8 protein-coding genes and 2 riboswitches are annotated in these 12,508 nt (G+C 38.0%); of the genes, 6 read left to right on the forward strand and 2 right to left on the reverse strand.

The genetic code is table 11. The annotated features are described in order from the left end of the window. The first annotated feature begins 245 nt into the window (after positions 1–245). Positions 246–441, forward strand: a riboswitch (cyclic di-AMP (ydaO/yuaA leader). A gap of 98 nt (positions 442–539) precedes the next feature. The 5 genes from ntrB to FFR48_RS19280 all read left to right on the forward strand — a co-directional run bounded on the left by ntrB (position 540) and on the right by FFR48_RS19280 (position 6,708). Further along, positions 540–1,391, forward strand: coding sequence for a nitrate ABC transporter permease (gene ntrB / locus FFR48_RS19260; protein WP_096568748.1), 852 nt, complete (start codon positions 540–542; stop codon positions 1,389–1,391). A gap of 205 nt (positions 1,392–1,596) precedes the next feature. After that, positions 1,597–3,039, forward strand: coding sequence for an ABC transporter substrate-binding protein (locus FFR48_RS19265; RefSeq protein WP_137668491.1), 1,443 nt, complete (start codon positions 1,597–1,599; stop codon positions 3,037–3,039). A gap of 41 nt (positions 3,040–3,080) precedes the next feature. Continuing rightward, the gene (locus tag FFR48_RS19270) at positions 3,081–3,917 is read left to right on the forward strand and encodes an ABC transporter ATP-binding protein (RefSeq protein WP_137668492.1); all 837 of its coding nucleotides are present in this window, start codon (positions 3,081–3,083) and stop codon (positions 3,915–3,917) included. A gap of 247 nt (positions 3,918–4,164) precedes the next feature. Further along, positions 4,165–4,300, forward strand: a riboswitch (cyclic di-AMP (ydaO/yuaA leader). A gap of 242 nt (positions 4,301–4,542) precedes the next feature. Beyond that, positions 4,543–5,232, forward strand: a complete 690-nt coding sequence (locus FFR48_RS19275) for a universal stress protein (RefSeq protein ID WP_236104117.1) — start codon at positions 4,543–4,545, stop codon at positions 5,230–5,232. A 138-nt stretch (positions 5,233–5,370) separates the two neighbouring features. Next, a complete protein-coding gene (locus FFR48_RS19280) occupies positions 5,371–6,708 on the forward strand; it encodes an ArsB/NhaD family transporter (protein WP_096568735.1) in 1,338 nt (445 codons plus the stop codon). A 390-nt stretch (positions 6,709–7,098) separates the two neighbouring features. Here the strand turns inward: FFR48_RS19280 and FFR48_RS19285 are convergent, their stop codons facing one another. Further along, positions 7,099–7,302, reverse strand: coding sequence for a chlorophyll a/b-binding protein (locus FFR48_RS19285; protein ID WP_096568732.1), 204 nt, complete (start codon positions 7,300–7,302; stop codon positions 7,099–7,101). Positions 7,303–8,052: 750 nt separating this feature from the next. Here FFR48_RS19285 and FFR48_RS19290 point away from each other — a divergent pair. Next, entirely contained in the window at positions 8,053–11,100 is a 3,048-nt protein-coding gene (locus FFR48_RS19290) for a YrzE family protein (protein WP_137668495.1), read from the forward strand. Between the two features lie 257 nt (positions 11,101–11,357). Here FFR48_RS19290 and FFR48_RS19295 read toward each other — a convergent pair whose 3' ends face one another. Further along, a complete protein-coding gene (locus FFR48_RS19295; RefSeq protein ID WP_137668493.1) occupies positions 11,358–11,996 on the reverse strand; it encodes a transposase in 639 nt (212 codons plus the stop codon). Positions 11,997–12,508: the final 512 nt, after the last annotated feature.

The raw sequence follows: 12,508 nt of genomic DNA on the forward strand, positions 1-12,508 counted from the left end.
ATACCCGTCATTTATTTAATCTATTACTATTAACAATTCTCAATCAGTCTGATTCAATAACATCTTCATTATTGCAGTACACATATACTAATAATTAGCGATCGCTGTGCCAGTTGCGTAAGTCCTGGTACTGTGCAAAATCAATTAAACTGCTTGATATCAGTAGTTAAGTAACTAATTTTTAGTTTAGATACTGATGTTATTACTGTATATCAATGCTAAATTTTTGCTGTTACTATTAATTATGAGTAAGTCAGCCTAATCCAACGCACCAGAGTCAACAGCGTTGGAACGGAGGAACCAAGTTTTGGGGCGTATTTTTGTGGCGATTGGTTAATAAATTCCTAAGTTAATGTTAGGAAATCAGCTAAAATTGCCCAAAAAGGGGTATCTCTCAACCCTAGTCCGTCAGCTAACTTCGTAGGCATTGAGAGGGGACTGAAGAGACAGCATTTGATAATGTTTTGATCTCATCAGTGTCCAAGGCTGGTACTGCTCAGATTCAGTGTATCTGTACTGAACTCTGTTGAGGTTACAATATGATTTTACAACTGAATTTAGCTGCAATTTTTGCTGTGGCTGGACAATTGGCGTGGAAAAAAGCAAAACCTGTCATTTTTCGTGATGAGTTCTTATTGCCCGTTGTGGGTTTTTCAGGAATAATTTTACTCTGGTGGGTAATAGCATTTGCTAATCATGAATTAATGCCTACACCACCTGAAGCTTTAATTGCCAATCTTGACTACATTTTAAATCCCTTTTATGAACGAGGACCCGGTAATTTAGGAATTGGTTGGTTACTATTAGCAAGTTTACGCCGGGTAATATTAGGTTTTGGTTTAGGTGCATTAGTAGCAATTCCCTGTGGGTTTTTAATAGGGATGTCTAGACCAGCAATGCTGGCTTTTAATCCCATCATTCAGATATTTAAACCTGTTTCACCCCTAGCTTGGTTGCCTATCTCCTTAGCTATTTTCAATTTGGCAGATCCTTCAGCTATTTTTGTGATTTTCATTACTTCCCTTTGGCCGACTATGATTAATACTGCCTTGGGAGTTTCTAGCGTACCCAAAGATTATATAGATGTGGCACAGGTGTTAGAAATGCCACGTTGGCGGCAGATTATTAAAATTATTTGGCCTGCCAGTTTGCCTTATATTTTCACAGGTTTAAGGATTAGTTTAGGTATTGCTTGGCTGGTAATTGTGGCTGTAGAAATGTTAACAGGTGGTATTGGAATTGGGTTTTTTGTTTGGGACGAATGGAGTCGTTTAAATCTCAGTTCTGTATTTTTGGCGGTGTTTGTAATTGGTTTAACTGGTTTAGTTTTAGATTACGCGGTGGGTAAACTTCAAGAATTTGTTACCCATCGTCCAGGAAGTGTGAAGTAAACAGGGAAAACGTCAAAAATTTAGTTACAGCTATGACAGGCAAGATAGTTAAATCTTAAATCTATGACAGGCAAGATGCCTGTTCCACATTGAGAGATAAAACTGATACCAATTTGCAAAATGATGTCAAAAGATGGAAGCTGACAAAGCTTATCCATTGAATTTTTCATCATCTAAAATCTAAAATTCAAAATTGTAGACAATTATGAGTGAAAATAATTGGACTCGCAGAGATTTTATCAAGGGAATAGGTTTAACGACTGCGGGAATAGCGTTGTCATCCTGTGCTGTTTCTGGAGATAGGTCTGCTAAAGGACTGACAGCAGAAGCTTTAGCTGTAGAACCAGTAGTTAAACCTCAAGAATTAGAAAAACCTGATCTTATTATTGGTTATGTTCCTGTTAATGATTGTGCGCCATTTGCGATCGCCTGGAAAAAAGGTTTCTTCCGCAAATATGGCTTAAATGTCAAACTCAACCGCGAAGCTAGTTGGGCAAACTCCCGCGACGGGTTAATATTTGGTCGTCTCGACGCTTCCCCCGTCGTCTCTGGTGCAGTCACTAACGCTCGAATAGGTGCAGAAGGTGCGCGTCATGCCCCCCTATGTGCAGCTATGACCATACACCGACATGGTAACGCCATGACCATGAATAAAGATATGTGGGACTTTGGTATACGTCCTTGGTATGAATATCAGCAACAATACGGTGATGGGGCATTAGAAGCATTTGGGCGAGATTTTCGAGGTTATTTTAACCAACAACCCCCAGAAAAGAAGGTTTGGGCAGTAGTTCTGAGTTCTGCTATTTATGAATACTTTGCTCGCTATCTTGCTGCTGCTGCTGGTGTTGACCCATTTAAAGAATTTCGCATCATTATTACTCCCCCACCGCAAATGGTGACAAATATGAGAATTGGGGCAATGCAAGCATACATGGTAGCCGAACCTTGGAACACCAGAGCAATTACAGGTAACGAAGGTATTGGTTTTACATTCGCTCAAGGTAAAGAAATTTGGTACGGACACCCAGACAGACTATTAGGAGTAATGGAATCTTTTATAGTCAATTATCCCAAAACTTACCGCTCTTTGGTAAAGGCAATGATTGAAGCTTGTCAGTATTGCAGTAAACCCGAAAACCACCAAGAAGTAGCCGAATTATTAACAGATCGTTCTTTTACTGGTGCAAAACCAAAAAAGCAAGATGCGCCCATTAGCAAATTGACTGCTCCAGGAATTATTGGTAATTACAACTATGGTGGTTTTGATGGTAAAGACCGCACAATCAAAGCTGAAGATACCACAATTTTTTATGATCTGCCTGATAACGTTCCTCAAGAACCAGGAGAACATTCCACCTTTTTATGGCGTTCTCGGAGTATTTGGTTAATGACTCAAGCAGCACGCTGGGGACAAATTAAAGAAATCCCTAAAAACGCTGAACAAGTAGCCGAAAAAGGTTGGAGAACAGATTTATATCGAGAGATAGCCACAGAAATGGGGATTCCATGTCCCAAGGATGATTATAAAGTTGAACCCCCAGAAGTATTCATAGATAAAAAAGGCTTTGATCCCAGTGATCCCGTCGGCTATCTCAATAGTTTTGCTATCAAAGCAAATGCTCCCATTCGTTTCTTCATGTCTTAATTTTCACGACAAACTATTAACTAATTCAGGAGAATTTAATCATGAGATATACTTCCTTAGAAAATGATAATTATCAACAAGTTCAGCCCAGTCACGGATTTTTAGAAATTGAAAATTTAGTGAAGTCTTATCCCACAGCAGATAAAGGAGAGTTTGTTGTTTTAGATGGCGTTAATTTGACAATTGGTGAAGATGAATTTATTTCTGTAATTGGTCATTCTGGTTGTGGAAAATCAACACTACTCAAAATTATTGGTGGATTTCAAAAACCCACATCAGGTTCAGTTCGCTTAGATGGTAAAGAAATCCGCAAACCAGGTGCAGATAGAATGATGGTTTTTCAAAATTATTCCTTGTTACCGTGGTTAACTGTGCGGGAAAATATCCGTTTAGCTGTGGATGAAGTGCTAAAAAGTGCAAATCGTGCCGAAAAAATTAGCATTGTGAATGAACACTTGGCAATGGTAAACTTAACGGCAGCCGCAGATAAATATCCCGATGAAATTTCTGGAGGTATGAAACAAAGGGTGGGTATTGCTAGAGCTTTAGCAATTCGTCCGAAAATGTTATTAATGGATGAACCATTTGGGGCTTTAGATGCTTTAACTCGTGGTAAATTGCAGCGTCAGGTATTAGATATCTGGGAAAATCATCGTCAAGCAGTCATGATGATTACCCATGATGTAGATGAGGCAATTTATATGTCAGATCGCATTGTTCTAATGACCAATGGACCATGCGCCACTATCGGAGAAATTCTCAAAGTTCCGTTTAAACGTCCACGCGATCACAGTGCGATCCGCAATTCTAAAGAATACTTTGAATTACGCAACCACGCCTTGAATTTTTTAGACCGTTACTTTACTTCAGAGGAGTAAAATAAATTATTATTTCCTGGGTATACAAATTCAGAAATATAAGCTACAATTCAAAAAGTAGAAATTTAAAATTTTGAACATTTAAAATTTTGAACATTTAAAATTTTGAATTTCTACTTTTAACGTCAGTATTCAGGATTGAGGCATCAGTATTTCAGAATATTTGATAAATCGGTAGATGATCAAATACAGATTTTGGGCGTAACCATTAAAAAGCTGACTGCTGATTACTGATCGCTGAATGCTTATCTGTGGGTAGCCTAATTCAAATTCATGAAAGCTGGATTTGAAGCGGAGGAACCAAATAATTGGGGCGAATCTTAATTGAAAGACACCTTCCAGTCTTAGCCCGTCAGCTAACTCCGTCGGCAATGGAAGGAACTCCCAAAACCTTGGCTGTAATACCAGTTGTTATTGGGTTTTCCTTAATCAATCTGCGATTTTAGTCAATGATTTTGGATGAACTAGGAATGTAAGAATTAACGAGTCAGAAATCAGAATCCTTGATTAGTCATTTGGTGATAAAATGGTGGTTTTTCATGGTGCGTTTAAAAAAGCTGATTGCTGATTACTGATAGCGGAATACTTACTTATGAATCCAAAATCTAAAATCTAAAATCTAAAATTGGCATCCCTGCTTCTCATTCATCATTCGTTTCAAGGGAGAGAAGTTAAAGCTGTGACAATCAAGCCATTGTTAGCACGTTTGCAAGGTGCTATTGGTCGCCATGACCTGATTGAGCAAATGGTATTACTACCTGCTCCAAAAAAATGCCTGAGTGAGAAAAATTCACCGGTAAAATCCATCAAGTTAATTGTTGGTTATGATGGTTCTCCTAATAGTCATACAGCCTTAGATATTGCTTTTTGTATTGCACATCAAACCCATTTAGCAAGCAATATTCAAGTCAATGTTCAGGCTGTTTATGTGTTAGAAGAACAGGCAAGTATTTCTGATTATCATAAATTCAATTATCCACCAAATTGGGCTAGTTTGACACATCAATATTTTGAGTTAAGCCAATCAACAACAATGGTGTTAACGCCATCAAAACCTCAGTTACTTACCACTTCAGCACCGGAAAAAGCAGATAAAATTCTTTGGCAAGCCAAAAATTTAGCCCAAGAATGGCAGAGTGATTTTAAATCTCATCTACGATTTGGTAACTTATCTACTGAACTGAAAAAAGTTGTAGAATTAGAAACTGCTGATGCTCTAGTTTTAGGTTGTCAATCTATCAATCATCCTGTGATTGAAAGTTTAGATCCTCATTTTCCCTGTGCTGTTTTGGGTATTCCTCGGTGTCTTGATTAATCACCTAATAATTACTTAATACATTTTTAATGCCCATGCACCAATAATCAACTATTAAGTCGCCTATAGTTACATATAGGTGGCTTTTTCGCTCTTTTTCACACAATAAAAAACAATCACATTATCAGGGAAGATGATATGGAAAACTGGCAAGCTGTTTTCAGCGTTATCACATTTATCACCGTCATTGTGGTAATCATGACGGAATGGATTGATCTAATGGTAGCTGCTTTTTTGGGAGCATTAATATTAGTCTTTGCTAATATCATGACTTTACCAGAAGCCGTTAGTTATATTGGTAAAAGTCATGGAACTTTGGGTTTATTTTTTGGTGTGATGGTATTAGTAAGAGCATTTGAACCGACTAATATCTTTAGTTATATAGCTACACAAATAGTCATTCTTGCTCAAGGAAGTGGCAAAAAATTACTATTAGGTATTGTGGCATTAGTTACGCCAATTTGTGCTGTTTTACCTAATGCTACTACAGTCATGTTATTAGCTCCATTAATTCCGCCAATAGCAGAAGAAATAGGAGTTAATTTTGTCCCTTTATTAATTTTGATGGTGTTTGTTGCTAATAGTGCCGGATTATTAACATTAGTAGGAGATCCTGCAACATTTATTGTAGGTGATGCTGTAAATATTAGCTTCATAGATTATTTAGGGAAATTAAGTTTAGGAGGAGTAATTGCTGTTTTGACTGTTGTAGTAACACTACCAATTTTATTTAGAAAAATTTGGCATAAAAACTTAGATGATTTAGCAGAATTACCCCATCCCCAAATCAATCATCCACGAGTTTTAATAGTAGGGGGAGTGATAGTAGCTTTTGTGTTAACATTTTTTGTAATTGGTGAATCTTTACCAATACCTATTTCCCCTGCGGCAGTGGCTTTGTTAGGTGCTGCTTTAGCTTTATTACTGGCACACAAAAGCAGAATTGATTCAGTTCATAATATTTTGCGAGATGTAGATTGGAGTACCTTAATATTTTTTATGAGCATTTTTGTCCTGATCGGAGGACTGGATAAAACAGGTGTGATTAAGAGTTTATCAGGTGTTTTAGGGCTAATTTTAGGTAAAAATATTTTGCTAGGTTCTGTACTTTTGTTATTTGTAGTAGGAATCTTATCAAGTGTTGTACCGAATATTCCTTTAGTTGTGGCAATGGTTCCTTTGTTGAAACAATATCTTGTGAATGTGGGATTAGCACCAGCAGAAGTTTTATCACCAGATTTTCAAGGACAGTTTCCCCCAGAAGTTTTACCACTGTTTTATGCCATGATGTTTGGCGCAACTTTGGGGGGAAATGGCACCTTGGTGGGAGCATCTTCTAATATTGTTGCTGCTGGTATTGCTGAACAGCATGGTAGAAGAATTTCTTTTAAGACTTTTTTACATTATGGTATTCCTGTTACCTTATTGCAGCTGATAACTTCAGCTTTGTATGTGTTGGTGCGTTTTTTACTTTAAACATAAAACAAAATGCTCGAAAAATATAGTGTTCCGATTTGATTTATAAATTTTCCGTGGAGGTAGGGAATAGGGAATAGGGAATAGGGTTTTAGATGATTTGGGTGTACGGAGTTTTTTCAAAAATCAAATAGGAGTCCTATAGATCCCTAACTTCTTTGAGAAGTCAGGGATTTAGGTGTTACAAGATAGGGGAGATGGGGAGGAAAATTTTAGATTTTAGATTTTTTAGATTTTAGATTGGAGATGACAAAAACAATCCCTGCGGGTTCAGCAGTTGCTCATGTGGGAAACCCCCAAGGCCGCACTGCTTCACCAAAATCCAAAATCCAAAATAAATAACTCCTGACTCCTGACTCCTGACTCCTGGATCTCCTTTCTGATCTGACGTTAATATCTCAAGATGTGTAAAATGTCACGAAGAACGCTATAACCAGCTAAATCCCAAAGTAGATAAGCTAAAAATCCAATCATTGCCAAGCGTCCATTCCACAATTCTGCTTGAGGATTCCAACCAAAAATAAAGGCATTACGATCTACACCATTATAAGCTTTAGCAACGGGTGGTATATCAGTAGATGAGCGAGTTTCCATTTTTTACCTCCAAATTTCAACAAGTTTCACAAGTTTCACAAGTTTCAAGTTTAATGTTTTGAATCTTTTGTTCACTTTTTTTATGCTTAACTTTAATGTAGCTTTTACACACACAGTTGTTTTATGCCTATAGGTACAAACTATAGGCACTTCTTAGGGACGATAATTTAAAAGCTATTTACCCAGACAAATCTACCCTGAGATGGTGAAAAAAATTTTTAATTTAATTTAAATAAACGTAAACCAGCTTTCAAAAATTGAATTACTACAATCCAAGCAAAAAAATGTTCACCTAAAGAATAGCAGTATTGATATTAATAAATCAGCTAGAATTTATATAAATTTACAATAGTAAAATCATCAACTTATATCTAACGTTATATAAGGCTTTCCCACTTGAGATGGATGCTAAGATCCCCTAATTTCTTGGATTCTGAAGGTTGGACAAGTTGAATATTCACATCCAGCAGTGGTCATTAGTGAGGCGGTCAAACCCTTATGGTGCATAGCTTTGTAATTATAGCAGGAGTCAGAAGTCGTAGGGGCGAAGCATTCGGAAAATATCCTTTTCATAAAATTGATAATTTATCGCCCTGTAAGGGCGAAGCATTCGGAAAATATCCTTTGGGAAATACCGATCATTAATCGCTCGAATGCTTCGCCCCTACTTCGCCCGTACAGGAGTCAGGAGTAAAACACTAACTTGGCAGTGCAAATTTAAATTAAACTTAGAGGTAGGAAATAGAAATGATGCAGGAACTATACAAACACTTATTGTGGATAGCACAAGTACCTGTAACTACTCCCAACGTCACACCAGCACAGGCTTCGATTCTCACATCGGGTCCGCGCTTTTTTGTGGCTTTAATTTCTGGAGTAATTCTCGCCTTTGCCTTTCAATTAGTGTTAACTAATCTCTCAATTGCTGCGGGTATTTCCTATTTGGGACATCCTTCAGAATCTCAGGAAATTGAAAGTTTTGGTGGCACAATTCGCAAAATTGGCACGAGGTTGGGAATTTGGACATTAGTTACAGTCACAATTGCTTTATTCATCGCTTGTTTCTTAGCTGTAAAATTGAGTTTATTAATTTTAGATCCGGGATTAGGAGCAATTTTAGGTTTAGTCATTTGGGGAGCGTATTTTCTATTACTAATGTGGGTAAGTTCAACTACAGTTGGTTCTTTAATAGGTTCGGTTGTGAATACGGCTACTGCCAGTTTTCAGGCGATTATGGGTACAGCTACAGCTGCATTAGGCGCTAGGTCTGTAAATCAGCAAGTGGTAGCTACTGCGGAAGCGGCTGCCTCGGCGGTGCGTCGGGAATTAGGAAGCGCCATTCCCCCCGCAAGTATTCGCCAAAACGTAGAACATTACATAGAAAAACTACGTCCCCCAGAACTTGATATATCGCAGATTCGGGATGAGTTTAAAAGCTTACTTAATGAACCACAATTTAAAGCGATCGCCACCAGTCCAGACTTGGGAAAAATCGACCGTCAACAGTTTGTTGATTTAGTTAACAGTCGCACCGATTTATCCAAACGAGAAGTTAACCGCATTGCTGACGCTTTACAAAATGTTTGGGAACAAGTAGTGAGTCAACAAAAACCTACGAAAGAAAGTTTAGGTGAGTTGGTAAACTATCTGAAATCCCTTCCTTCGGGACAACCCAAAACCGATGAACTTAACGCCAAACTTGACCAATTAATTACTGAAATTCACTCTACCAAAGAAACAGAACAAAAACCAGGAATGATGCAACAAGCAATATCAGCACTGACTGGGGTAGTGTTAGGTAGGGCAGATTTGTCTGATTTAGATGTAGAAAAAATTTGGCGTTCCTTAAATACTGCTAGAGAAAAAGTCATAGAACAAGTTACAGAACAACCTTATAATCCCATTCGTGCAGATATTGACAACTACTTACTTAACTCTTATCCTTGGCAACTCAGTCAAGAAAGAATTGCCCAAGAATTTCGAGATGTGATTTATGATCCTGCGGCTGATCCTGGGGTAATACGTAGGGAATTAGAGCAAATTAACCGTCAAGATTTTATCAATATTTTGCAAGCTAAGGGATTATTAGCTCAAGCACAAATTTACCAAATTGCTGATCAATTGGTAATGGTGCGGGATGAGGTTTTGGTAATAGTAACAGCGCAGGAAGAAAGAGAAATTGTCCAAGATTTGCAAAGACGAGTGGAAAGTTATTTACTGGTGACTCCGAAAGCAGATTTAACATCAGCAGGAATTGAGAATAATTTTAAACCGCTGTTGGCAGATCCAGAAGCAGATTATCAAACTTTATCCCGACGACTAGCACAAGTTGAACGGGAAGAAATGGCTGAGATTCTGTTAGCACGCAATGATATTCAAGAACGGGATTTAGATCCGATTTTAGATGAATTGGAAATGCAGCGCGATCGCGTGTTGGTAGAATCTTTAGGACTGGCACAACAGGCACAACATCAAGCGGAAACTCTCTGGTTAAATGTGGAATCATATCTGCGAAATACAGGCAAAGAACAATTAAACCCTGATGCTATTCGCGCTGATTTAAAACGACTTTTAGAAGACCCCCAAGCGGGAATTTTAGCCATTCGGGTGCGGTTATCTCGCTTTGATAGAGATACTTTGGTGCAATTATTAAGTCAACGTCAAGATTTAACAGAAGCACAAGTTTATCAAATTATTGATGTAGTAGAAGAATCATGGCATAACATCCGCCACATACCGCAATTTGTGGGGGAAAAAGCACGGGAACAATATGATTCTGTCACCACGACTATTGCAGATTACCTGCGAAATACTGGTAAGGAAGAATTGAATCCTGAAGGTATTCAACGAGATTTCACAAGGTTGTTTGAAAACCCTAGAGAGGGTGTTATGGTATTGCGTCGCCGATTATCGCGGATTGATAGAGATACTTTGGTGAAATTGTTAAGTCAACGTCAAGACTTGAGTGAGGAACAAGTTAATCAAATCATTGATAATGTACAGACATCCATTAGAAATATTGTCCGTGCGCCCCGTCGGTTAGCGACAAGAACACAACAAAGAATGCAAAATTTTCAAACTTATTTGCAGGAGTATTTACGACATACGGGTAAAGAGGAATTGCACCCAGAAGGAATTAAAAGAGATTTGCATTTATTGTTGCATGATCCCAGAGTGGGGATGGAAAGTTTCAGCGATCGCCTTTCCCATTTCGATAGAGAAACAATTATCGCTTTGTTGAAAATTCGGGAAGATATTACAGATGAAGAAGCAGCGAGAATTGCTGATAATATGATCTCAGTGCGTGAGCAATTTGTAGAACAGGTGCGGGGTATTCAAAGAAGGATTCAAGATGCAATTGAAGGCATTTTTGCCAGGATTCGTAATTATCTTAATTCTCTAGAACGTCCAGAATTGAATTATGAAGGAATACAGCATGATATCCGTCAATTATTTGAAGATCCTCAAGCTGGGTTTGAAGCATTGCGTGATCGCTTGTCTCATTTCAATCGTGAAACTTTAGTAGCTATTTTCAGTTCCCGTGAAGATATTTCTGAGGCAGATGTTAACCGCATTATTGACAGAATAGAACACGCTCGGAATATGGTTTTACAAAGAGCAGAACAGCTACAACATGAAGCACAACATCGGCTAGAACAGGTAAAACATCAAGCACAACGTCAAGCAGAAGAAACCCGCAAAGCTGCTGCTAATGCTGCTTGGTGGTTGTTTGCGACGGCGGTTGTTTCTGGTATTTCTGCGGCTTTAGGCGGATCAATTGCTGTTGTGCTGGTTTAGGTTTTTCAATAATGGACAATTACCTGTACCTGAAAATCCGAGGATTAAAAAAGCTAAATTTTCTGCTTTTTTTACTTGAAAGGGGAGGTTTGAAACCGTTCGGCAGTTCGACAGGCTCACTGACCACTGACGCTCACGGCGGAAGCCTTGAATAAAACAATTATCAATTATCAATTATCAATTATCAATTGATAAGTTGTCTTTAGCCTCCCAACAGGGGGTTTTTTTGACTAATAATTCAATAATGAAGGCGATCGCTAATTAGCATTTACAGGATTTTCCTCATCTTCTGCCCAATTTATTGGATTGTTGACAATGTACTGACGAATATTTTGTAATTCTTCCTCATTACGAATAATATGTTCATGAAAATTACGTTGCCAAATCACATTTCCTTGAGCTTTATTGATGCGATTCAACCGCCTTGTAGAAACAGATTTATAATTTTGAATTATTGCTGCCAAAGATTGTGGTTTTGTGCCATTAATTTTCACCTGTTTAATTCCAGGGACCGTAGGGGCGAAGCATTGGCTCGATAAATTTTGTTGTTGTTGATAATTGAAATTTGCCAATGCTTCGCCCTTCCCATCAGAAAACGATTGTGAAAAATCTTGCTTTGCTTCACTTTTAACTATGATAATAATTCCATGTACATGATTGGGCATGATCAGAAATTCATCTAACTCTACACTTTGAAAATGCCGAGGAATAGATAACCAACAACCCCTTGCTACCTCACCATTTGTATTTAATTTCATTTCACCATCGACAATTTCACCAAATAAACAATTACGGTGATGGGTGCAAATAGTGACAAAATATGCTCCTATTTGAGAATAGTTATATCCTTTTAATCGGATGGAACGACGGTGGTGAATTTCGGGATTATAAGGCATAAATTAAATTCCTGTTAATAGCGTCATGGTTATGGGGAAGGGTGAAGCATTCGCTGATATAGGTTGTCTGTTTGTTGTCTATTTTTATCATGCTAATGCTTCACCCCTACAGGATTATATAATGTGGTGCGATCGCTCAATCAATACAATTTTCATTGTCCCATTTGTAGGGGCAAAGCATTGGCTCAAACATCTTTATTGATTTCGATAATGTAAAATTGCCAATGCTTTGCCCTCTTCTGTTAAACCCCATAGTGGAACAGGGTGAAGCATTCGCTAATATAGGTTATCTGTTTGTTGTCTATTTTTACCATGCTAATGCTTCACCCCTACAGGATTATATAATGTGGTGCGATCGCTCAATCAATACAATTTTCATTGTCCTATTTGTAGGGGCAAAGCATTGGCTCAAACATCTTTATTGATTTCGATAATGTAAAATTGCCAATGCTTTGCCCTCTTCTGTTAAACCCCATAGTGGAACAGGGTGAAGCATTCGCTAATATAGGTTA

The organism is Sphaerospermopsis reniformis (genome assembly GCF_005402885.1).
GTDB lineage: Bacteria > Cyanobacteriota > Cyanobacteriia > Cyanobacteriales > Nostocaceae > Sphaerospermopsis > Sphaerospermopsis kisseleviana.

Bases quoted from the DNA above. Each gene is read 5' to 3' on its own strand.
- FFR48_RS19285 (WP_096568732.1), bottom strand. From the start codon at position 7,302: ATGGAAACTCGCTCATCTACTGATATACCACCCGTTGCTAAAGCTTAT.
- ntrB (WP_096568748.1), top strand. From the start codon at position 540: ATGATTTTACAACTGAATTTAGCTGCAATTTTTGCTGTGGCTGGACAA.
- FFR48_RS19280 (WP_096568735.1), top strand. From the start codon at position 5,371: ATGGAAAACTGGCAAGCTGTTTTCAGCGTTATCACATTTATCACCGTC.
- FFR48_RS19265 (WP_137668491.1), top strand. From the start codon at position 1,597: ATGAGTGAAAATAATTGGACTCGCAGAGATTTTATCAAGGGAATAGGT.
- FFR48_RS19295 (WP_137668493.1), bottom strand. From the start codon at position 11,996: ATGCCTTATAATCCCGAAATTCACCACCGTCGTTCCATCCGATTAAAA.
- FFR48_RS19270 (WP_137668492.1), top strand. From the start codon at position 3,081: ATGAGATATACTTCCTTAGAAAATGATAATTATCAACAAGTTCAGCCC.
- FFR48_RS19290 (WP_137668495.1), top strand. From the start codon at position 8,053: ATGCAGGAACTATACAAACACTTATTGTGGATAGCACAAGTACCTGTA.